Genomic DNA, 23,324 nt, shown 5'->3' with positions numbered 1-23,324 from the left:
TTGATGATTCAATTACTTAACAACCACAGCTAAGCGCAGGATTGCTTTTTTCAATTTGTTTGATTTTCTCAGCTTGACTAGGCACATGCTTTAAAATTTCATCTATAAGGTCATAAAACTCACTTTGGTGATTCAAAGAATAATAAACCCATTGACCTCTTCGTTCTTCTTTAAGGAGTCCTGCATCTTTTAATTTACGAAGGTGTTGGCTGATGGATGGCTGGCTCGTATTAAAGATTTCAAGAAATTCACAAACACAACATTCACGTTGTTTTAAAATTCCGACAATGGTTAATCGCGTTTTATCGCCTAATAGTTTAAAAACATTAGCAGCTTGTTCAATTTCGATTGTGGATTTTAACATTATTGCACCCCCTCTTTTTACATATAAACAAATAACAACTTGCAAATTCAGTTAACATATAATTAATCGCTTATATAATAAATCACTTATTTTCTTGATTCAAGTAGTTTATTGTAAAGTTATTGTAAATAAAAAAAGACCGATAACTTAGTAATAAAAATAATATAGGTACAACTATGAAAACTATGTCTTTTTTTGGTGCTAATAGTTTTAATTTTTCGCACTTCTTCTTCAACTAACCTGCCCCTTTAGTGCAATAAGAAAAGCTACCACAATGACAGCTTGATCTACAACTATTGCACCCTTTACTTTAAGTGTATTTCTTCATAGTCTTTTCTAAAAGAGATTTTACAATATGGTCAAACCTGATGAATTTATAATATAAGGATAAGATTGAGATACCATCAACAATGAAATTGGGAAAGTCTTGAAAAGCTAATATTTCCCCTTTCTGGTAAAATAACTTCAAGTAATTCCTTGTCATCCTTTTCTCCTCTCAGTATGAAAAATTACTTTCCCTTCTTTATCACTCCTGGACCATATGAACAATAATAATAGACACTTAAGTTAATTTTAATCAGCTTTTAATAAATAGCCCCCCCATTTCAAATATAGTAGAGAATGACATCATCCCAAATGAAAATAAGAGATCGAAATTGCTTATTAACAATGACTACTTCCAAAAAGGAGATGAGTTTCTTTAAAGACAACTTAGCATTTTCTGAACAAACGGAACAGGTCGGTAAATGTTAGCAAAGAATTACAAGTCACCATATTTTTTGGAACTTCAAGATGATGGCAATCACAGTGGGAGAAACGGCGCAAACTTCCTTAATGATAAACTTGGATTTGGATGGGTATCCTTATTTAAAAAGAAATAAAATTAAATTGTGGGAAACCACCTTAAAGAAAGGGAATTATATATGCAAGAAAACCAAAATAAAATGAAAATTTTACTTAACAAAGTGCCACAAGTGACGATTTTCTTTTGGATCATCAAAGTTTTATGTACAACTGTTGGTGAAACATTTGCTGATTTCATCAATTTCAACATTGGACTTGGTTTAACTCTTACTACCATCATTATGGGAGTTGCGTTTTTTATTGCATTGTTTTTTCAATTTAAAGCAAACAAATATGTTCCGGCCATTTACTGGATAACAGTTGTTCTTATAAGCGTATTTGGAACACTGGTAACGGATAATTTGACAGATAATATGGGCGTACCACTTGAGGTTAGTACAGCTGTTTTCTCGGTGCTACTAGGACTGACTTTTCTATTTTGGTATCTTAGTGAAAAAACACTTTCGATCCACTCGATTTTTACTACAAAAAGAGAAGTTTTCTACTGGCTTACGATCCTTTTCACCTTTGCACTTGGAACAGCGGTCGGCGATTTATATTCCGAACAACTTGGTTTTGGTTATCTTTACACAGGAATTGGCGTTGTTATTATTATTGCTCTTGTGTTCTTAGCTTATAAATTTTTGAAACTTGACGGGGTATTAGCTTTCTGGACTGCGTATATTTTAACTCGTCCGCTTGGAGCGTCACTTGGAGATTACCTATCTCAACCAAAAGTAAATGGCGGATTAGGACTCGGTACAACCGTTACGAGTGTGATTTTTCTTATCGCTATTTTAGCGATTATCGTTTTCCTTGCCGTTTCAAAAGTTGATACACATGTTAAAAGTGATATAGCGGAAACAAACCAAAGTAATGCAAATAAGAAACAGGTGCTAACACAAACGATTGTTGTACTCGTCATTTTTTTAGTTGGAGGTATAGGTGGTTATAACTGGCGCAGTAATTATATTGCATCACAAGGTGCTGCAGAGCAAACCACATTAGCAGGTCAATTAAACGATTTTGTTAAAATTGAAAATGATATGCTAAACGCTGTAAATAAAAACGACTTTGCTTCAGCAAAAAAAGGCGCTGATAATTTGGAACATCAGTGGGATACACAAGAACCTAAGCTTCGAAAAATTGATAGTGCTACCTGGACAAAAATTGATGGAACAATTGACACTGTGCTAGCAGCGGCTCGTTCTTCAAAACCTGATGTTAATCAAAGCAAAACAGCACTTACTAACTCAATTAGTGTCTTAAAAGGGGCAAATAAATCAACATCAAAATCTGGTGCCTCATCAACTACATTATCTGGACAGTTAAACGATTTTTCAAAAATCGAAAACGATATACTAAACGCTGTAAACAAAAATGACTTTGCTTCAGCGAAAAAAGGGGCAGATGAATTAGAACATCAATGGGACACTCAGGAACCTAAGCTTCGAAAAATCGATGGTGCTACATGGACGAAAATTGATGGAACAATAGATGTTGTATTAGCTGCAGTACGTTCATCAAATCCTGATGTAAACAAGTGTAAAACAGCACTTAACAATTCACTTAGTACCATAAATGCAGCAAACAAATAAAAAATAAGGAATCGCAAATCGCGGTTCCTTCTTAAATGAAACTTTCTTTTGTAGGTCATTTGACTAAAGGAAAATTTATAAGGAGCCTCCTTTCGTGGCTCCTTCACACGAATAACAAAAAAGAATTATAGAATTACTATTTTTTTAATATGGTGGTTAAGGAGTTTTAAAATGAAAACTTCAATAATAGACGTTATATTTATTTGTTTAGGTTTATCATACGGTACGTATGAGTTATTTATAAAACCGATAAATCGGTTAAGTTATGAGTTTACTGGAATCCTATCCATTTTTTTATCTTTATGGATTTCTTTTTCTTGTATAAAGTATCACAAAGAATAAACATTATAAAGTTATTTCCCCTCCAATTTTTCATATTTTATTTGTTGTTGTAGAACTATTATGTCACTATCATTATTAATTTTTTCAGGAACCAGATCCTCATCTCCTGGCATTAACCTCCAGCCTTTATTTAAGACAAGGCGAAGCCAAGAACCTGCAAGCCATGAAGTAATTAGGGCTAACATAACTAAAATTGCAAAGAAGTCTTGATTAATAATCCCTGCTGAAAATGCAACGGTTGAAAGGACGATCCCTGGACCCCCACGTGCATTCATTGCCATTGCAAAATTCATACTTGTTAATCGATCCTGATGAATGATCTTACAAGCAAGGAACACAATAATAGATTGTGCAAGTGTAGCAAATAACAAATATTGCAAAAAGAATAATGGCTCAAAATGTTTGGCAAGATCTAATTTAAGTCCTACTACGGCAAAGTAAACTGGAATAAACCAAGAAAATGAAATGTGAAGTACAGACTGTTCTAATCGTTTAAACAACGTTGGGGGTAAAGCCCACTTTGCTCCGATTCCTGCTAATAGCGCTCCAAAAATGGTATCAATATTTAAATATCCAGCTATTGAAGAAACAACAAACATGATAAATAAAAAATATCCAACATGAGAAGCTCTAAATAAAAAATTCCCGTTTCGAATTGTTAGGTTTTTAAACAAAAAGCTAAGAGAAAAAAGAGTAACCATAATGAACCCTGCTGTAATACCAATACTCTTAAAAACAGCCCCAGATGTAACTGATCCGCTATGCCCAGCAACTGAGGTAGCTATTCCAAGCGCGACCCAAAGCAATGTATCATGGACTCCAGCAATTGCTATAACAAGTTTTGCAAATCGTGATTGCATTATTCCTAGGTCATTAAATATTTTAGAAATAACAGGTATTGAAGTAACAGCTATTGAAATTGCGATGACAATCTTGATTGCAAACTCACTATTGGCTGGTCCAATAAATTGTTGAAAATTAAATAAATTGGTAGCAATCCACCCCAGTGCAAACGGAAGAATTGTGGAGGTGAGAACGATAACAGTTATAATTTTTCCATCACCTTTTTTAAATTTAGTGTGGAACTTTAATCCAGAACAAAACATAAGTAATGTAAGACCGATTTGATACATAAGTCCAAACATCCGATCTTCCTGTGGAAAACCAGAAAACAGCCAAGAAAAAGCACTTGGATAAAAATATCCAAGTAATGTTGGTCCTAAAAGAATTCCTGATGCCACTTCACCGATTACCCTAGGAATCATTAACCGCTCAGCAAAATAGCCTAGTAAATGAGCTAGTGCTAACAAGATGGCTGTTGCCAACAAAAAGTGACTAAGTTCTAAAGAGCTAAAATCGAACACCTAAGCCCCTCCTTTTGTTTTCAATATAAAATATGATATTTGTACAAGTTGGTCATGGCCATTTACATATTAGAGACAACAAACTTCCAAGAAAAAATGTTCAAAATGGCTAATCCATTTTTGCACCTAGGCACATTCTGATGCCATATCAAAATCATTAAAAGTATTTTCTTGTGATTGCTCTTATGTTTGTTCTTGAAGCGGTACTTGGGGTTTATCTGATATTACCTTACCTCCTTTATCCCAAATATATGGAATCGAGAGCTTTTCCTTTCTTAAGGAATCATTAAATCTTTATGAATAGATATGGCAATAAAAGTAGCTATCCTTTTTAAAATACTTTTAATTTTTCAGCTCTAATTCGATGGTTCTTTAAAAATATTAAATTTCTAACCTGTCCCGATAGTAAAATAGAGTAGGAGGGGAAATTTAATCCCCGACCTCTCACACCACCGTACGTACGGTTCCGTATACGGCGGTTCAATCTTTTAAGTATCGTAACTCATAAAGTTGGGATATATCTTTTAATCCCCATTTTGTGAGTTTTTCTTTTGTTATCGCTTGATGCAGAATCTCACTTTTAGATATCCGCCAGTATCCCTTACGGGAGTTTGCTAATTTCATGGCATCATCATGATTAATTCCATATTTATGAAGCATCCTGTACTTTGTCCTTAGCTTTTTCCATCTCTTCCAGATGAGTTGTCTGAGTCGGTGATTTAACCATTTTTGAGTTTTTACAATGAATTTCTTCATTCGGGATATCCCGTAGTAGTTAATCCACCCTATGGTTACTTGGTTTATTTTCGTTACGATTTCTTTGAACTCACCCGGGCATTTTCGACCGGTTATTTTCCTTAGTTTATTTTTAAATCGTTGTTTTGCCGACTCACTTGGTCGGCAACCGACTTTCCCATGAGGTTATGTATATTGAACCCAAGGAATGTAGCCGAAGTTGCACCACACACTGTACTTTTCTTTTGGTTTATAACTAGTCCGAGGTCTTTCTCGATGTAGCTTGCAACGCTGTCCATTACCCTTTCGCCTGCACGTTTACTTTTGACATAGATGACGAAGTCATCCGCATATCTAATAAAACGGTGCCCTCTCTTTTCTAGTTCTCTATCCAGATTGTTCAAATAGACATTTGCTAGAATCGGGGATAACGGACCACCTTGCGGTGCTCCCTCTGTGGTTTCGATATAAATATCTTTGTCAAGAATGCCTGAACGAAGAAATTTCCAAATCAGTTTAAGGACAATTTTATCCGAAATGAACTCCTCTAAATAAGCTCTAACTCTTTGGTGATGAATTGTGTCAAAATAACTTTTCAAGTCACAGTCCACCACTACTCTGTATCCTTCTTGATAATACCGTTCGGCAAGTTTGATTGCCTGGTGGGCATTCTTGCCTTTACGAAAACCAAAGCTATTCTCAGAGAAGTATGGATCTATGATTGGTTCAATTACTTGGAGAATGGCTTGTTGTACCACTCTATCCAATACACATGGTATTCCTAGATATCTTTTGGAACCGTCCGGTTTTGGAATCGCAACCCTTTTGACAGGTTGGGGCTGGTAAGTTCCCTCCATAAGTTTCTGTTTAAGAGGTTGTAAGTATTTTTCCATATGTGATTTCAATTGATATACGGTAATCCCATCAACCCCGGGGGCTCCTTTGTTACTTTTCACTTTTTCATAAGCGTTCCAAAGATTCTCGTTTGCGATAACTTTATTGATTAAATTGATACCATCTTGTTCTTTCATACCCATGTTGGCATCCCTACGCACTCCTATGTAACCTTCGGTTTCCAGCCTATTTCTTCATAGGTAGCCATCTTTTGGTCTATACCGCGATGTTTTCTGCGATTAGGCGGGGTGCCTACACCTCCTTGTTTTCCAAGATTTAAGATTGTTCAGTCCTTCATTTCCACTGGAAACTACTATGACCTCTGCTGACTTCTCACGATAAATCTTTTTTCAACCGAGCGAGTTCGCTCGTTCGTGAGACCTCCCCGGGTAAGAGCGATAACCTTCTTCTCATGTAACTGCTATATTTACTGTATGGGGTTCGGGCAGTATTGGACTTTATCTTGCTATGCAGATTCGTCCTCCCCAATTCAGCCTTGTATATAGTTTCTGTTCGTCAGTTCGAGAATTTGCCTCCAGCTTCCTTCAGATTCCACCTCACGGTGGACACCCTTGCTATTGGCTAACAGTTCCTACTGCCAAGCCTGTAGTGGACTTTCACCACCAAGTTATCGCCCATGCCGGGCGCACATAAGAAAAGGGATCGCCGTAGCGATCCCTTAATTAAACTCTTGCACCCTTTAGTTGAACAAGCGTAGGAAGACTATATTATGTTGTCACAGTTTCTAATTTCATTATTGCACAAAAATACTGTGAAGCAGTAGTAAATGTAATAAACGAACAAAGCTCACTAATTTCTGCATCAGAAAGATACTCTCTCAACACATTAAATTGAGCATCTGATATATCCCCTTTTTGTTTTAAAAAAACCTCTGCAAAGCCTACTACAATAGACATTTTTTCATCGAACAAATGGGGTTCAGGTTTTCCTTTTGCCTTGCAATACTCATAACCATTGCTTTGAGCTAAAGTTCTCCTTATTTGCTCTTTTAGTCGAGACGATAGATGCATATCTTTTTCAAATACTTCTCCTAATTGATTCCATCCATTTAATACATCTTTATTATGTCCTAAAAGTCTTTGAAAAGGGGTCACCCCGAATTCAGATTCATTAATTCTTGCCATAAATACTACCTCCTTGTAGTATTTATATTATCGAATAAATTTAAAGAATTGAATTAAATATAAAACTCATTTTGCATATATTCTTTAATAAATTAATGAAAAATGGAGGATTTCCTTAAAAATGAAAATAGATTCAATTGATAAGAAAATAATAGATGAATTAAGCAAAAATAGTCGATTATCGATGAGTGAACTTGGCAGAAGAATTAATTTATCTTCACCATCTGTAACAGAACGGGTAAGACAAATGGAGTCATTTGGAGTAATAAAGAGGTATACATTAGAAGTTGATTATGCTAAATTAGGAGTTCCTATTCAATGCATTATAGAAGCAACCGTTAAAAATGGAGATTACAATTCTTTTAAGAGATATATTGAAGGTCTTCCAAATGTAGAGTTTTGTTATCGAATTGCTGGAAACGCCTGCTATATGCTTAAAATGCAATTCGATACATTTGCCAAAGCAGAAGAATTTATTGAAGATGTAAATCCTTATGCTCATACGGTAACGCATTTCATTTTTTCTAAGGTCCAGACGAATTTAAGATTGGGTTCGGACTGAATCCTTGTTCAACTAACCTGCTTCGTTAGTTCAACAAGAAAAAGGTAATATAATAATAGGAAAAGCCCTTCTCAGTCGAGAGGGGCTTCTAATTTTGGTAAAAAGAAAACACTTAAGAATTAATTAACTGGTATCATTTGTCCATTGTCATCTTCACGAACCTCAATTACATCTCCAATTTTTACGTTGATATTCTTTGAAGTTAGATACATAGCATCGTCAGTTTGAAAAAATATGGATAGGTCATTATTAACTCCACCGCTATCATCCCAATATACTGGATTCCCATCTTCTGTCTCTCCATATATTCCAGTTATTATTGTTGTATCTGGAGTGTCACATGTACCACCCAAAATAGTAGGACAATCCCCATTATCAGTAATAGAATCTATTTTTCCTCTTATAATTACATCTGTATGGAAGTGTTCAATAGTGACCTTTTAAAATAGAATTCTCCCTCACCAGAAAACTCAGTGTAATTAAAAGAATTATAAATAAAGGCAATAGCAACTAAAATCGATACTTGGATATTATTTAAGGAAAGCACCCTTTACTTTAAGTACAGGACTTCACAATCTTTTTTTACACCTCATTAAACTCAATCCTTAAATGTGTTGTACATGCAAAATGACGCCTTCTTATTTAAGAAAAGCGCCCGACTGTTGAACAATGAAATATGCGAAAGATTGCTCTGCAAATACGTTTTAATTTATTTGACATACACCCGTTTAGCCATCCATAAAGCAGGAAAATCACCCGCTTCACCATAGAGAATGAAAAGGGCTTCACACCCTCAATACTGCTTTTACGGCTGGGCGAGGAACGTCGCTGAATTATGGTGCTTTAGGACCAATCCACGCCACCCCAAGAGGATTGCAACTTTCGCAACAGAACAATTTGGCCGAGATGATACGTATCGTGCATCATGATATTGCTGAGTAAACGCTCAATAGAGTACCTGTTAGCTGCATACGGAGATTTTAACTTTTCATCGTCAAGGTCCGCAATGACCGTTTTTAATTTATTCATGACTTCATTAAGGTGCTGCACTGTCTGGGCCCACCCAATTTCGTCTTCTGGATCCCCCGGATTTCCAAAGGTTTCTTCATTGTCTTCTGCCTTATGCGGATTCTCTGTGCCCTTAATTCGATGGATTACGTCTTCATTCCAAAATATCAAGTGGTTGACAATCTGCCAAATCGAATTGCTGATTCCCGAACTTGTCCATGCTGCCTCAGCTGCGATGACTCCATGAAGCGCCTGATTTATGGATGCAAACCACTCATTCTCATAGCAATGCATGTCGAGTTGTTCTAAAAACATTTTGGCTATAACTTGCATAAAATCAATCTCCTCACTGTATAGTGTAATCCTTCAAAGTTAAAAGTGATGGCATAAAATTACCTTCATTTTCGACTGTCGGGCATATAACGAAAAAAACTACTCTCAATGAAATACTCCAATCATTTATTTTGAGAGTACAAAAAAACAAGATCACTATGATTTATTCGACTCATCCAGTTTTTATTCCTTCATCATGACAAATAAGATACCCCTTGAGGTTATTAGACAAAAGCCTCTCTTCAACCATTCTTTATTTAACTAAACTGCATCCGTTAGTCGAATAAGAAAAAGCGATCTCCTAATGGAAGAATTTCTGTTTACACTAAAGGTAATTCCCAATTATACTAAATTTTAATTCGTTTATAAGGAGATTTATAATGAGAACCTCTATCCCTTGTCCTAATTGTGAAAAAGCAATAACGCTTGATGATTTTGAGGAATTTTCATCACCATTTACAATGAAATGTCCTTACTGCAAAGCTAAACTAAAAGAAACTAAAGTAACACCATTTCTTCTGATCGGTTTGATAGTAATAATTCCATTATTTATTTACTTAACAGAGACATTAATATCTTTGCTTTCAGGCATTATTCCTCCTATTGAAAAAATACCATCAATCATAGTATTTATAGGTCTGCTATATCCTTTATATGCCCTATATGAGCGAATTAATGGACTTATTATGTTTAATAAAGGCAATTTACAATTAAAAAAAGACAATGATATGCGTGGTATTCTCACGCTTTTTTGTATTAATAATAGATAATTTATTGAACCCTGTTGTTCAACAAACCTGCCCCCATTAGTGCAATAAAAAAAGCTGCCACAATGACAGCTTAATTAATCTACTTTGTTGGTGAAAAAGCGACTGCACTTAATGAACAATAGCCCCTGTTTGTTTAATAGCGAACATAATCATTTTAAACATATGTGTACGTGTATTGTGGTTCTTCATTCTTATTAATACATATCTCATTTTCATCTAAACCGTTACATACTGCAAAATAACCTTCTTCAAGGTGAAAACCCATTCCAGTTAATTGTGCTATCCATTCAATAATTTCGACTATAACTATTCGTTGTTAATACATTTATTAAGTTCCTTTAACTTATTCTTTTCCCATCTAATTACCAAATCTGTACCATAATAATCAATCTCATCGGATAAATCAATTTGATCAAATGTAACAGCGTATTCATTAGTTTTATAAGCACATAATTCTAATTGACAATCTTCAAACCTTATTATTACGGGTAAATCATTAAACCACTCATCTTCATTTTGTTCCCACGCAACCCAAATCTCCTCTATTTGCTTCCCTTTAAGACCCTGTAACCTTGTTTTATGGTCATTTATTATTTGAGATAGTTCGGTATAAATTTTAGGATTGTAATTTTTTATTCCTAACCTAAATATCACCTCTTATTCGAGTTGCAATAATAATGATTTTACCATTTCTTGTTCAACTAAACTGTCCAGTTAGCTTAACTAGAAAAAAGACCGCCGCAGCGATCACCGTTTTCAACTCAAGCCCCCTTGAATAACAACACAAAGTTATTTCACATTTTCATCTAAATCTTTAAGTTGGTTTTTTATTTCTTTAAGTTCGGACCTTAAAGCCTTAACTTGCTTAGAATTATCAATACCAATACTAACTGCATATACAAATATAAGAAATAGAACGACTAAACCAACAAATCCGTAAAATAATGTTAAAATGACCCCCACAACTTTGTCGCCCCTTATAAATAAACTACTTTAACATTACCATAAAACGGTAAAACGGGGGACGTTTATTTTTTTCTTCTTAAAAAAGCCTTCCGTAAGTGCAATAAGAAAAGCTGCCAAAATGACAGCTTGGTTCTGTAACTCTTGAACCCGTTAATTGAAGTAGGGTTATATGTTATCCCCATATTAGACCAATTAGACAAATAAATGTAATCCCACTAGCTACAAAGAGAAAAGTTCCTATTCCTTTTCTTTTTATTCTTATAAAAAGAACTCCTAATATAATAAGCATACATCCTGATAAAAACTCAGTATACGGAATAACCCTGAAATTGTGTGAAATTGCAGTATAAATTGTTAGAATAATAATTATTCCAGCAAGGTAAAACCCCAATTTAACCATTCCATTCCCCCACATTACTCATTATAATACCAAATCAATTACAGCATTTAAATTTATGTTTTTTTGAAAATTTTAATGTCATAAAAATGCACAAATTTCTTGTTTCTTCCTAATTCTTGTTAAATTAACCTGCCCCGTTAGCTGAATAAGAAATAAATACGAAGAAATCTGTGTATCTTTTAAAACGATGAAAGATTTCCCTGGTGATGAAAACTTTGAGATGATATGTGAGTTACTCAGGTCGTTAGCGAAGGACGTTCCTGTTTCATATGGTAAAGGAGCTAAAATGGAAAAGGAAATTGCAGCATCTATACTAAAGTCGAACCTACCAGAAAATGTGATGCTTGCTGAAGTGGATAATCGTCTAGTAGGCATTTCAATTGCAAATGAAAGAGTTAAGGGTATAGAAATGTACAATTCTTTCACTGGTACAATGGAAGAAATGCGTGGTAAGGGAATCGCTTTTGGTTTGAAATTACAAGTCATTAAAAATAATATAAAACACGGATACTCTCGAATGAGAGCCAATAATTCATCTATCAATCAACCAATGTTAGCTATTAATGAAAAACTAGGGTTTGTAAGACAACCAGGAAAATGGATTTTAACAAAATCTCTCGACTAAAATTCATCTTTTTAAAATATCTGTTAAAAGGGTAACTTAAACGTTACCCTTTTTTTGCTTTTGGTTTGTTCAATTTGAACATCTCTTTTCATCCGAACCTGTTATAAACTGATGATCCTTTTTGTATTCTTATTATGCTAACCTCCCTTATAAAAGGATTGCAGCACTATACCTTCTTTACCTCTAGCACCTAGTTAGTTGAACAAATATATGAAAGGTTCTCCTTATGGAAGAACCTCTTTTTAATAGGATATTACAATTAGCAAGGAACTTTTTAATTTACGTAAAATTATAAGGTTAATATCCCAGAAATTTTAGAATCTCGATGATAAATCAACCTTATTCGCTTCTCATTCTTACTGCATAAGGATAAATTGGATCTTTTAATTGAAATTCATAAGTAAGACCATCTACAATTCCAACTACTTTTTCGCTATCGTAAAGATCAAGCATAAATCCAGCCATTTCTTTGGCAGTATGGTATTTTGGAAGAAGTCCTTCAAACTTAACATTTTCTTCTAAGTCATTCGATACTTTTGCAAATTCAGTTTCAGTTGCAGCAGGAGCCAATAGTTTTGCTTGCATGCTTGCACCTTTTTCTTTTAATTCATGTGCAAGCCCTTCAGTAAAGGCACTTACATAGAATTTAGAAGCACAGTATGTGATTGCATTTCCAATAATCGTATAACCCCCACCTGATGAAACGTTAATTATTTGTGTTCCCTCAACTGATGAATAGTCACGCACATAAAGAGAAGTTAAAATAGTTAAAGCCTCGATATTTAAATTAAGCATTGTCTCAATTTTAGTTAAATTTTGATCGCCAACCGATGCAAAATTACCAAATCCTGCGTTATTAATCCACGTTTCAATTTCATATCCCTTTAAATCTTCATATAATGTATAAGCATTTTTCATATTCGATAAATCAACTGTTTTAATAACGACATCTAATGCTGCATTTACTTTCACGATCTCTGTTTTAAGTTTTTCAAGCTCCTCAGTTCTACGTGCCACAATGACTAAATTTTTACCGCGAGCAGCAAAAGCAAGAGCTGTTTCATAGCCAATACCAGAACTTGCACCTGTAATAACTGTATATTTTTTCATTTTATTGCCTCCTAATATTTTGTTATACTAACAAAAATTGATTGTTAACTTTTACAGATTTATTATAGTGCTTAGAGTAAACTCTAAGTCAAACCTATTTTTTACACTTGATTGGCATTGGTTAAAAATGGAGGGTTTTATGTATACAATTGGCGAAGTGGCACATCTAGTAGGCGTTAGCACACATACATTACGTTACTATGAAAAAGAGAATATCATTCTTCCAGATCGGAATGAAAATGGAGAAAGAAAATATACTGAATCGCATCTTCAATGGCTAAAATTTGTTTTAAAATTAAAAGAGACGCAAATGCCAATCACAAAAATCAAAGAGTATGCCTTCTTGTATACTGAAGGAGAACATACAGCAATTAATCGATTAAAACTATTAGAAGATCATAAAAGTTCCATCGAAAACCAGTTAGAGATACTGAAAGAAACGAATAAAATGTTAGAACATAAAATTACTTTATATAAAGAAATGATTTTGAAAAGAAATGGAGTAGATACAAAAGCATAATATTATATTTGGATAAATAACGTAAAAACATAATAAAAGGAACGAACGTATTAGATGAACATATACGTGCGTTCCTTAAATTTCTTGTTATTGAGCTAAAGCTACCCGATAGTTGAAGAACAATTGGTATTAATAGCCACTTTCGATTAAATTATTTAATAGTTCTTTTTGAATACGAAGTAAAGATTGAATATCCTCATCATCCATATTTTCTAATGCAGAAAGCATAGCTTTATAAGATATTGAATTCTTACTTGAGTTCTTAGATACTTCTTCCCCTTTGATTGTTAGCTTTAACTTTACTTCTCTTCGGTCTTCATCAGAAAATTTTCTTTCAACCAAACCCATATTAACTAATTTATCAACCCCAACACTAATCGTACTCTTAGATGAAATAAGCCTTTCAACCAACTCTTGCTGTGTTGATTCTGGAAATGCAAACAATGTATTTAGTATTGATAATTGTTGTAATGTAAGCCCAAAACTTTCTGCATTCGTTTTTGTAAATTTAGCTGTGGTTTTGTTAATTGCCCATAATGATTGATAAACCTCCTGTACTTGTTTAACTTTTGGGTCTTTGAAATTCAAATCCATTGTTATCACTCCTAAGTAAACTGGTTCAAAAACAAACTGTTCAACTATGAACTATTTTACATAAGAAAATGGCAATAAACAATCACTTATTCATTAACCTGCCTCGTTTGCACAATAGAGTAGGAGGGGAAATTTAATCCCCGACCTCTCACACCACCGTACGTACGGTTCCGTATACGGCGGTTCAATCTTTTAAGTATCGTACGGCAAGTTTGATTGCCTGGTGGGCATTCTTGCCTTTACGAAAACCAAAGCTATTCTCAGAGAAGTATGGATCTATGATTGGTTCAATTACTTGGAGAATGGCTTGTTGTACCACTCTATCCAATACACATGGTATTCCTAGATATCTTTTGGAACCGTCCGGTTTTGGAATCGCAACCCTTTTGACAGGTTGGGGCTGGTAAGTTCCCTCCATAAGTTTCTGTTTAAGAGGTTGTAAGTATTTTTCCATATGTGATTTCAATTGATATACGGTAATCCCATCAACCCCGGGGGCTCCTTTGTTACTTTTCACTTTTTCATAAGCGTTCCAAAGATTCTCGTTTGCGATAACTTTATTGATTAAATTGATACCATCTTGTTCTTTCATACCCATGTTGGCATCCCTACGCACTCCTATGTAACCTTCGGTTTCCAACCTATTTCTTCATAGGTAGCCATCTTTTGGTCTATACCGCGATGTTTTCTGCGATTAGGCGGGGTGCCTACACCTCCTTGTTTTCCAAGATTTAAGATTGTTCAGTCCTTCATTTCCACTGGAAACTACTATGACCTCTGCTGACTTCTCACGATAAATCTTTTTTCAACCGAGCGAGTTCGCTCGTTCGTAAGACCTCCCCGGGTAAGAGCGATAACCTTCTTCTCATGTAACTGCTATATTTACTGTATGGGGTTCGGGCAGTATTGGACTTTATCTTGCTATGCAGATTCGTCCTCCCCAATTCAGCCTTGTATATAGTTTCTGTTCGTCAGTTCGAGAATTTGCCTCCAGCTTCCTTCAGATTCCACCTCACGGTGGACACCCTTGCTATTGGCTAACAGTTCCTACTGCCAAGCCTGTAGTGGACTTTCACCACCAAGTTATCGCCCATGCCGGGCGCACATAAGAAAACGGGATTGCCGCAGCATCCCGTCTTTTACATAAGCACCCGTTAGCCCCCCATGAAGCGCAAAAACCGGCGCTTCACCACAGAGAATGAAAATGGATCAGGTAGTCTATACTGATTTAATGCTGGCGAAGAAAGTCTTTGAACTATGGTGCTTTTGGGCCCATCCGTTAGTCTGACTCCAACGACCACGGTGTACCTCCGACTGTCGCGCCCATTTAGGGGTAGCACTTATGGGAGATTAATCCTTTTTCTGGTTGTTGCGCCAGCCTTCCTATTATTATTTTTTATGTAGAAGGGTATTACTATTTCGTTTTACCAGCCAACCTTATACTCTTTCATTCAAGAGGCTCAGCTTTTTTTTAAAACTGGCTTTTCTGGGTCTATTTTTTCATGCCCTTTTTTCAGTTTTTATTTCATGGGAGTTTAAGTACAGTATTTCACAATCCTCTTCAAAAAAAACGCTACCGTTCGTTGGATCTATAATGACTATTCCAAAGACCGTGCAATCTCTAACATCTTCTCCATTTGTATCGTTGAACTATATCATTCTAATACGTTCCTTCTTGTGTCCACTGAAGTAAACCACCAGTTACAATTTCTCCTTTAAAGTCAACTTCACCATCATTTCCCCATTTTATTAAATTGCCTTTATACCCATTTATGGTTACTGTCTTAGCATTTGGGTTATTCTCTTCAATTTGTTTCATTGAACCCTTCATTTGTTCAATACAAATCATCATTTTTTCATCGTTTTTTCCATATAATGCAATCTAAAGTTGGTAAAATTGGTCTTTGCTTCCCAAGGGTAAGTTTTGATTTCTAATGTCCAATCATCAGGTACATTTTTAGGTACAAGCACATTAAAATCGACGTGGTGTTTAATTTCGGGAATAGTCAAACTGTTATGGTTATATTTGATTTCTTTTCCTTGAAGTGGCGTTTCAAGGGCTTTAGAGAAATTTGGAGAGACAAGAAAAATAGAGCAAAAAAGAATTACAATCCTCAATTGTTTTTTCATAAGATGGCCAATAAAACAACGGTTGAAATCGTAATAGACAAGGCGATATACTATACTAATTTATTGTGTTGTGCGTGAAGCTCAGCCATTCTCATAGGTCTACCAATTTATGCACGTTTAACGCTATTGTAATTTGAAATAGAAAACCAAATTCCTAAAAGACATAGAAATCCTAAACACATTTCAATAACATGGGCAGGGTGAGTAATTTCTTTACTCCTTTTTACAAAATAAAACACTAAGGTTATCTTAGTGTTTTACTAGACAGAATATGTATCCAAAATATCAATTTACTTGTATTTTTAATTTGTGAATTTGTTAGTTATTATTTCATCAAAATTAAGTATTTATCATAAATCGATAACCAATTCCTGGTTCTGTAATGATAAAGTTCGGCCTGGCGGAATCATTTTCGATCTTTTTTCGCAAATGCCCGATATATACACGTAAATAATGACTATCAGTATCATATTGATGCCCCCCCAAACCTGCTGAAGCAATTGTTTATGAGTCATAACACGTCCAGCATTCGTAGCAAGTATTTTCAAAAGTTCATATTCCGTTGGGGTCAGTTTAATTTTCTCGCCATCTAATTCAACAGTTCGTCCAGGTAAATCAATAACAAGCCTTCCAAAATCCAAGATAGGTTCATCCTGTGATTTGGCATTATGTCTTAATGCAACCCGAATCCGAGCAAGGAGTTCACCCATTCCAAACGGTTTGGTCACATAATCATCCGCTCCACTATCTAGTGCAGTAATCTTATCTTCTTCCCGGTCCTTTGCCGTCAGAACAACAATTGGTATTTGGGTCCATTCGCGAATGCGGTGAAGAACTTCCATACCAGGGATATCAGGTAATCCTAAATCCAATACAATAAGATCCGGGCGAACCATTGTCGTTTTAAGAATTCCTTCTTCCCCCGATGATGCCGCGACAATTTCAAACCCTTGGGCTTGCAACGTAACACGTAATAACTTTTGAATCTGGGGTTCATCATCGATAACCAGTATTTTTGCACCAGAACTCGTCATGATGTTTTAACACCTTCTTCCTGTAGATTTTCATTTCGCAATAAGGGTGGATCAAACAAAGGAATAGAAATCGTGATGATTGTTCCTTTTGGACTATTTTCTGTTGCTCGAATAGTACCCTCATGTGCTTCAATAATCCCTTTACAGATGGCTAGGCCAAGCCCGGTGCCAGGTATATTTCTTGTAGATTCCCCACGGTAAAATTTACTAAAAATGCGCCCTAATTCAAGCGGGGGAATTCCTGCCCCTTCATCTCTAATGGAAATTTCAATCACATTTATGTTTTTCTTGGCAGAAAGCACAATTTCGCTGCGATCAGGTGAATACTTAATAGCATTGTTTAATACATTAACTAAAACTTGCTCCAAAAGTACGTCATCCACTTCGATTGGGGGAATAGATTCATCGATTGCCAATCGGATAACACGATTTTGAAGTGAGTCTTTTACCTGAGTTAAGGCAACCCCTACAATGTCTTCAAGGTCACACCAATGCTTCCGTAAGCGTAACATCCCACTCTCAATCCGAACCATTCCCAATAAATTCGTAACTAAGCGATTCATTCGCATGGCTCCCTCACGAATGGTCGATAGGAGTTCGTGGCGATCATTCGAACTAAACACCGCATCCCCATCTATCAAAGCCGTCACGGAGCCAATAATTGTAGCGAGAGGAGTACGTAATTCGTGAGAGATTGAATCAAGAAGAGCAGTTCGTAACCTTTCGGATTCAGCAGTTAAATGGACAACCTTTGCTTCCTCTTGAAGTTTTATCCGAGCAATTGCCATTGCGGAGAGGCTTGTAAGAGCTTCAATTAACTGCATTCGGTCAGGAGTTACGACTAAATCCTGATTTTTTAAATGGACAGCCAACACACCATGTATTTGGTCTTCCGTTTTCAGCGGGAGATATAAGTCAGGTGAATCACGTAAGTTATGTGTTCCATTGCCCGCTATCTCCCCATTCCGATATACCCACTTTACTATGACCATAGCTGGTTCTCGCTGACCCCAGTTCAAATCTCCACTCGAAAATTCTGTTAATCGTAACTCACCTGTTTCCGAAGGCAAATAAATCGCTACTTGGGCACCAATGGTTTCAGAAATTTGCCTTTCCATACTTTTGAGCGCTGCGCTCAAATCAGTAACTGCCGTCATTTGACGACTTAACGCATACAATGTTGAAGTGATTGCTTCCCGCTGTCTAACCTCAAGCAATTGGTGTCTTAATCTGGATGCTAGACTTGCCGTAAGAGTTGCAACGACCAAAAACACAGCAAAAGAAATCAAATAACGTAAATCGGACACCGTTAAACTATACACTGGAGGAACGAAAAAATAATCGAAAGCAAGAACCCCTATCCCAGCAGCATAGAATGAAGGTCCAATCCCCCAACGAACTGACCCAAAGAGAACGGGAAACAAGTAAAGAAGCGCAATGTTTACCAAATCAAATGATAGACCAAATATTCTTAAAAGTATGGTAAGCAAAACTACAGATGCTGTAATGATAAAATATGGACTCCATTTCAAATTCTCTCTTGAAACAGTAACATGCCTTATGTCGTTATATCTCTCAACCTGCCCCGGTATGATATGCACACTAATTTCATGACTATTTCGAATGACTTGATTTACAACAGAACCGTGCATCCACTCCCAAATACGGGAATACCTTGGCTTGCCAATCACAATTTGTTTTACATTCTGGCTGCGAGCTAGCTCCAAGATCTCCTCAGCTACACTGTTTCCGATTATAGTCCTTACGGTTGCACCCAGTTCTTCTGCCAATTGAAGATTACTTGAAAGTGCTAAACGTTCTTGCTCACTCTTTGGAAGCCTGCGAGGTGTTTCAACATAAACAGCGATCCACTCCGCTTTAAGGCTGGTCGCCATTTGCCGAGCCATTCGAATGAGCTGTTTTGAAAAAGGGCTGGCACTAACACAGACCATAACTTTTTCCGAAACTGGCCATGGACCAGGGATTTTATTCGAATGCATGTATTCATCTAACTGTTGATCAACCTGCCCCGCAGCATAGCGAAGTGCCATTTCTCGAAGTGCAATGATATTTCCAAGACGAAAGAATTTACGGGCATCTATGTTTTTTGAAATGGTCCGGATTTTTCCTTCTTGGAATCTCCGTAAGATTTCATCTGAGGGACTGTCCACCAAACGAATTTGGCTTGCATGTTCGAGGAATTTATCTGGTACAGTTTCATTCACTTCCATACCGATAATTTTAGAAACAATGTCTTTTAAACTTTCTACCTCGTAAATATTTATCGTAGTATAAACATCGATACCAGCCATCAGAATCGCTTCTACATCTCGATAACGTTTTGCACGCGGTGAACCGGGCGCATTGGAATGTGCCAATTCATCAATGAGTACAAGTTGTGGGTGGCGATTTAAAATTTCTTCAATATCCATTTCAAAAAAATGGTGTTCTTCATCTTGAATAAGGCGAGGTTTAATATTAGGTAACTCTTTTATTCTCTCCTTATTCTCTTGACGATCGTATTCCTCCAACCAACCAATCAAAACGTATTGTCCCTCTTTCTGCTTGATACAAGCAGCCTCTAACATTGCATAAGTTTTACCGACCCCACTTGATGCACCTAAAAAAACAGTGAGTTCACCGTACTTTTTTTCTGTGGAATGAATCGTTCCTTCACTACTTTCCCATTGTTCATTATCCATCGTTTACCACCTCCCCTATCTTTTAAATTGAACTCATTTATAATTTACTATAGGTAATCACTTAAAAATGTTAACCTAAAACAATAACCGCCCTGATACCTCCATTTAGCACCAAACCATCGATATTTTAGGGTATAAATATCTAAATATCCCTTCTCGCAACAGAAATATAATGTATCTTTATCAGTATTCATCTTATCATCAGTCCCTTGAATTTGCTACGACATGTAAATTACAAACTGTGCATTCCAAGACACGATTCACTTGATTACTTTCCATTTTAAAATGCAAACCTTTTTCTATTCTTTATATTTATGAGGTTCTGATATTTGGTCAGCCACAATTAGTACATCCATATGGCGTACTTCTCTTAACAACCGTTGCGTAACAGACCCCTTTTTGATTTCCTCCCAACGGGTACGGGCTGATTGACCTATTATAACTTGAGTCGCATTTTTCTCATTCATTTGCTTTACCAATTCTCGAAAGATATTACGTGGATTGCCTGTTTCGTATTGTTCAAATATCCCACCGAGCCGTTCTGTCAGTTGTCGAATTTTATTTAATGTTTCCTTCTCCTGGTCGGTTAAAGGGTGATGGTCTTTAACATAAGCCACGTACCAGAGAGCCTTTAATCGATAAGCAATCCGGAATCCTCTGCGTATTAACCTTTCACTATCGTTCCGCAGATTTGTACATACAAAAATCACTTCTTCTTTTCTCCAAGGTCCTCTTAATGTCCGTTTTCTCTCCCATGCCTCAAGCCGTTCATCCACATCATCTGCCACTTCCCGTAACGCTAATTCTCGAAGGGCGATAAGATTTCCGGTTTTAAAGAAATTGTTCAATGCTTGCTCCACTTTTGCAGGAGCATAAATTCTTCCTTCCTTCATTCGTTCCCTTAGCGCTTTTGGAGAGATATCAATTAATTCGATTTCATTAGCCTTTCGCAAGATATGGTCAGGGACGGTTTCCCTTACTCTCACGCCTGTTATTTGCTCCACACTATCATTGAGACTTTCTAAATGTTGAATATTCATCGTGGAAATGACCGAGATGCCTGCATTTAAGAGCACCTCCACATCCTCGTATCTTTTGTGGTACTTGCTTCCAGGCACATTTGTATGGGCTAACTCATCGACTAAAACTACTTCTGGATTACGTTTAATAATTGCAGTAGTATCCATTTCCTCAAGTGTAGTTCCTTTATATATAATCTTTTTTCGAGGAATGATTTCTAAAGAACCAATTTGTTCAAACGTCTCTTTCCGCCCATGGGTTTCTAGGAATCCAATGACGATATCGATTCCTTTTTTCTTCAGTTCGTTCGCTTCCCGGAGCATCGTATACGTTTTCCCCACTCCAGGTGCTGCCCCAATATATACTTTTAATGTTCCCCGATTTATTTGATTAATCTTGTTTTCCAGTTCTCCAAGAGTGAGTCGCCGATAAGGATTATCTTTATCTTTTTGCCTTTGTTTGGTTGGAATGACACGTTCTCCATCCTTTTCTGCTCTGTCGGCAACAATAAATACATCTATATTTTTCGTTTTCCGAAGGATTCTATTAATAATGGATCCGTAAACGATTTCCTCCCACCGTGTTCGTTTCGATTGTCCCATTACAATTCGGGTTACACTGTGTTTCGTTGCATATCGAACAATTTGATCCGCAACCGAATCAGACTCTATAGGAACTTCCTCAAATTCTCCGTCAACTTTCTCCACCAGCTTTATGATTGCGCGCTTAAAGGTTAGTTCATTTTTAGATAATTTCTTGTTAGACGACTGAAAGCAAACAACAAGCAATTCTCCACCTAATCTTTTGGTAATCTGCTGTCCGCGCCTAACCAAAATGGATCCATTCCAATGGTATTGAACGGTCACTAAAATTTTTTCAGAAGCTCCAGAGGGACCAGTCATTCCATGTTTTTCTCGGTAGTCATCAAGGTCATCATTTACTTCGCCTGCTAAATAGCGCAGTGCGAGTTCACGTAGGACAGCAAGATTTCCCCTATGAAATAAGTTATCTCTTGTTCTTTTTTTTCGTTGAAAGACTCAATATCACCTTCCCGGAGCCTTTGAAGAATTACTTCAGGAGTCACATCCAATAGCTTTACTTCATCAGCAAGGGCAAGTGTATCTTCGGGAACACTGCAATGGACCTGTACTTTACCACCTGTTAATTTACTCGCAATCTCCTTTACATCTTCAAGCTCAAATATATTAACTGTTGTTATGATACTAATTTTCATGTTTAAAAGATAATTGATATCGTCTAAATGAGTAGATCTTGAAGCCTCCGGGCGATTATGATGTGCTAGATTATCCACTAAAACAACTTCTGGATTTCGGGTAATGATTCTATCAACATCCAAGTCATATTTCTCTTGACCATGATCTATCCAATGAATAGAGGGAATAATTTCTAAGTCGCCAATTTGTTCTTTGATTTTTGGACGATTTAAGGTACTAATACTCCCAATAACAACATCAATACCTCGTTTTTTTAAAATATTGCCTTCAAGCAGCATGTGATATGTTTTTCCGGAACCAGGAACAGCACCAAGTATAATTTTCAAATGACCTCTTCGAATTTTTTGAATCGATTCTAAAATTTCCTCAGGTGTTTTTCTGCGAAATTGGTCTTCACTCAAATTTGCCCCTCCTTTCATGCAATAGACAAAGTAGGGAAGAAAAGGCTCTCCCCTTTAATTATTTCAATTGTTGTAATGTGATGTTTAAATCTAAAACATTCACACGTGGCTCACCAAAAATCCCCAATGATCGACCTTTTGTATGTTTATTTATTAGCGCTTGGATTCGATCTTCTGAAACACCTCTTGCTTTTGCAATTCTTTGCACTTGTGCTTTCGCTGCTTCAGGAGATAAATCCGGGTCGAGGCCGGAACCAGACGTAGTGACTAAATCTGCTGGAATTGAATTTCCGATATTAGGATCTTCTTTTTTTACTTGCTTTACGTTGTTTTTAACAGTTTTAACATAATCACTTGATGCAACATCTGCATTTGTCGCAGCAGAAGCTGTTGAATCATATTTTGCAGCCGAAGATCTTGGTTGGAACCATTGCGGTCCTTTAAAACCTTGTGCTAAAAGCACTGATCCTTGTATTTTTCCGTTCAGAGTAACGAGACTTCCTTCTGCTTGCTTGTGAAAAAGCACCTGTGCAACGGCTGTTGTTGCTAAAGGATAGATTAATCCACATAATATCATTAAGGACAAAGAAGCTCGTAGGGCAACTAGGAATGACTTCATTAATATCTCC

22 protein-coding genes and 2 pseudogenes are annotated in these 23,324 nt (G+C 36.3%); 5 read left to right on the top strand and 19 right to left on the bottom strand.

Going from position 1 to position 23,324, the window contains the following annotated elements; all coding sequences use genetic code 11:
• Positions 1 to 16 precede the first annotated feature (16 nt).
• Positions 17 to 364 (bottom strand): ArsR/SmtB family transcription factor, encoded by a 348-nt coding sequence (locus tag RCG21_RS17015; RefSeq protein ID WP_133340477.1) that lies wholly within the window; start codon positions 362 to 364, stop codon positions 17 to 19.
• Positions 365 to 1,287: 923 nt separating this feature from the next.
• On the opposite strand from RCG21_RS17015, the gene RCG21_RS17010 reads away from it, so the two are divergent.
• Positions 1,288 to 2,805 (top strand): COG4705 family protein, encoded by a 1,518-nt coding sequence (locus RCG21_RS17010; protein ID WP_308913435.1) that lies wholly within the window; start codon positions 1,288 to 1,290, stop codon positions 2,803 to 2,805.
• A gap of 353 nt (positions 2,806 to 3,158) precedes the next feature.
• Here RCG21_RS17010 and RCG21_RS17005 read toward each other — a convergent pair whose 3' ends face one another.
• The 4 genes from RCG21_RS17005 to RCG21_RS16990 all read right to left on the bottom strand — a co-directional run bounded on the left by RCG21_RS17005 (position 3,159) and on the right by RCG21_RS16990 (position 7,285).
• Positions 3,159 to 4,511, bottom strand: a complete 1,353-nt coding sequence (locus tag RCG21_RS17005) for a cation:proton antiporter (RefSeq protein WP_133340651.1) — start codon at positions 4,509 to 4,511, stop codon at positions 3,159 to 3,161.
• A 480-nt stretch (positions 4,512 to 4,991) separates the two neighbouring features.
• A complete protein-coding gene (locus RCG21_RS17000; RefSeq protein WP_308914273.1) occupies positions 4,992 to 5,363 on the bottom strand; it encodes a group II intron maturase-specific domain-containing protein in 372 nt (123 codons plus the stop codon).
• A 5-nt stretch (positions 5,364 to 5,368) separates the two neighbouring features.
• Complete coding sequence (ltrA, locus tag RCG21_RS16995) at positions 5,369 to 6,283, bottom strand: group II intron reverse transcriptase/maturase (protein WP_308913412.1); 915 nt, start codon at positions 6,281 to 6,283, stop codon at positions 5,369 to 5,371.
• A gap of 585 nt (positions 6,284 to 6,868) precedes the next feature.
• Positions 6,869 to 7,285 carry a carboxymuconolactone decarboxylase family protein gene (locus RCG21_RS16990; protein WP_133340760.1) on the bottom strand — a complete coding sequence of 139 codons (417 nt, stop codon included), beginning with the start codon at positions 7,283 to 7,285 and terminating at the stop codon, positions 6,869 to 6,871.
• Positions 7,286 to 7,406: 121 nt separating this feature from the next.
• Between RCG21_RS16990 and RCG21_RS16985 the strand changes: the two genes are divergently transcribed.
• Positions 7,407 to 7,847 (top strand): Lrp/AsnC family transcriptional regulator, encoded by a 441-nt coding sequence (locus RCG21_RS16985; RefSeq protein WP_133340758.1) that lies wholly within the window; start codon positions 7,407 to 7,409, stop codon positions 7,845 to 7,847.
• 119 nt (positions 7,848 to 7,966) lie between these two features.
• On the opposite strand, the gene RCG21_RS16980 is transcribed toward RCG21_RS16985, so the two are convergent.
• Positions 7,967 to 8,200, bottom strand: coding sequence for a hypothetical protein (locus RCG21_RS16980; protein ID WP_133340508.1), 234 nt, complete (start codon positions 8,198 to 8,200; stop codon positions 7,967 to 7,969).
• 490 nt (positions 8,201 to 8,690) lie between these two features.
• The gene (locus RCG21_RS16975) at positions 8,691 to 9,188 is read right to left on the bottom strand and encodes a DinB family protein (RefSeq protein ID WP_133340510.1); all 498 of its coding nucleotides are present in this window, start codon (positions 9,186 to 9,188) and stop codon (positions 8,691 to 8,693) included.
• Between the two features lie 380 nt (positions 9,189 to 9,568).
• On the opposite strand from RCG21_RS16975, the gene RCG21_RS16970 reads away from it, so the two are divergent.
• Positions 9,569 to 9,958 (top strand): YcnL family membrane protein, encoded by a 390-nt coding sequence (locus RCG21_RS16970; RefSeq protein WP_133340512.1) that lies wholly within the window; start codon positions 9,569 to 9,571, stop codon positions 9,956 to 9,958.
• 306 nt (positions 9,959 to 10,264) lie between these two features.
• On the opposite strand, the gene RCG21_RS16965 is transcribed toward RCG21_RS16970, so the two are convergent.
• Entirely contained in the window at positions 10,265 to 10,612 is a 348-nt protein-coding gene (locus tag RCG21_RS16965; protein ID WP_133340514.1) for a hypothetical protein, read from the bottom strand.
• A 135-nt stretch (positions 10,613 to 10,747) separates the two neighbouring features.
• Entirely contained in the window at positions 10,748 to 10,921 is a 174-nt protein-coding gene (locus tag RCG21_RS16960) for a DUF5320 domain-containing protein (RefSeq protein ID WP_165976434.1), read from the bottom strand.
• Between the two features lie 689 nt (positions 10,922 to 11,610).
• Between RCG21_RS16960 and RCG21_RS16955 the strand changes: the two genes are divergently transcribed.
• A complete protein-coding gene (locus RCG21_RS16955) occupies positions 11,611 to 11,949 on the top strand; it encodes a GNAT family N-acetyltransferase (RefSeq protein ID WP_133340517.1) in 339 nt (112 codons plus the stop codon).
• Positions 11,950 to 12,288: 339 nt separating this feature from the next.
• Here the strand turns inward: RCG21_RS16955 and RCG21_RS16950 are convergent, their stop codons facing one another.
• A complete protein-coding gene (locus RCG21_RS16950) occupies positions 12,289 to 13,059 on the bottom strand; it encodes an SDR family NAD(P)-dependent oxidoreductase (protein ID WP_133340519.1) in 771 nt (256 codons plus the stop codon).
• A gap of 139 nt (positions 13,060 to 13,198) precedes the next feature.
• On the opposite strand from RCG21_RS16950, the gene RCG21_RS16945 reads away from it, so the two are divergent.
• A complete protein-coding gene (locus RCG21_RS16945; RefSeq protein ID WP_308913434.1) occupies positions 13,199 to 13,579 on the top strand; it encodes a MerR family transcriptional regulator in 381 nt (126 codons plus the stop codon).
• A gap of 129 nt (positions 13,580 to 13,708) precedes the next feature.
• Here RCG21_RS16945 and RCG21_RS16940 read toward each other — a convergent pair whose 3' ends face one another.
• The 9 genes and pseudogenes from RCG21_RS16940 to kdpC all read right to left on the bottom strand — a co-directional run bounded on the left by RCG21_RS16940 (position 13,709) and on the right by kdpC (position 23,314).
• The gene (locus tag RCG21_RS16940) at positions 13,709 to 14,173 is read right to left on the bottom strand and encodes a MarR family winged helix-turn-helix transcriptional regulator (RefSeq protein ID WP_372512692.1); all 465 of its coding nucleotides are present in this window, start codon (positions 14,171 to 14,173) and stop codon (positions 13,709 to 13,711) included.
• 184 nt (positions 14,174 to 14,357) lie between these two features.
• Entirely contained in the window at positions 14,358 to 14,771 is a 414-nt protein-coding gene (locus RCG21_RS16935) for a reverse transcriptase domain-containing protein (protein ID WP_308913433.1), read from the bottom strand.
• Between the two features lie 1,062 nt (positions 14,772 to 15,833).
• Positions 15,834 to 15,992, bottom strand: a complete 159-nt coding sequence (locus RCG21_RS16930) for a hypothetical protein (protein ID WP_165976419.1) — start codon at positions 15,990 to 15,992, stop codon at positions 15,834 to 15,836.
• Between the two features lie 29 nt (positions 15,993 to 16,021).
• A complete protein-coding gene (locus RCG21_RS16925; protein ID WP_133340144.1) occupies positions 16,022 to 16,303 on the bottom strand; it encodes a hypothetical protein in 282 nt (93 codons plus the stop codon).
• Positions 16,304 to 16,642: 339 nt separating this feature from the next.
• The gene (locus RCG21_RS33715) at positions 16,643 to 16,732 is read right to left on the bottom strand and encodes a hypothetical protein (RefSeq protein WP_308913432.1); all 90 of its coding nucleotides are present in this window, start codon (positions 16,730 to 16,732) and stop codon (positions 16,643 to 16,645) included.
• Positions 16,733 to 16,833: 101 nt separating this feature from the next.
• Positions 16,834 to 17,337, bottom strand: a pseudogene (locus RCG21_RS16915) (response regulator transcription factor); the annotation flags it as partial.
• Positions 17,334 to 20,039, bottom strand: a complete 2,706-nt coding sequence (locus RCG21_RS16910) for an ATP-binding protein (protein ID WP_308913431.1) — start codon at positions 20,037 to 20,039, stop codon at positions 17,334 to 17,336. The gene RCG21_RS16910 and the pseudogene RCG21_RS16915, both read right to left, overlap by 4 nt.
• A gap of 299 nt (positions 20,040 to 20,338) precedes the next feature.
• Positions 20,339 to 22,713: pseudogene (locus tag RCG21_RS16905) on the bottom strand (universal stress protein).
• A 40-nt stretch (positions 22,714 to 22,753) separates the two neighbouring features.
• A complete protein-coding gene (kdpC, locus tag RCG21_RS16900; protein WP_133340136.1) occupies positions 22,754 to 23,314 on the bottom strand; it encodes a potassium-transporting ATPase subunit KdpC in 561 nt (186 codons plus the stop codon).
• Between the last annotated feature and the right edge of the window lie 10 nt (positions 23,315 to 23,324).

The sequence above is a fragment of the Bacillus salipaludis genome (assembly GCF_030938565.1).
Classification (GTDB): Bacteria; Bacillota; Bacilli; order Bacillales; family Cytobacillaceae; genus Neobacillus; species Neobacillus salipaludis_A.
Note: the sequence above shows the minus strand (reverse complement) of the source record. Positions and strands in the feature narration are given on the sequence as shown.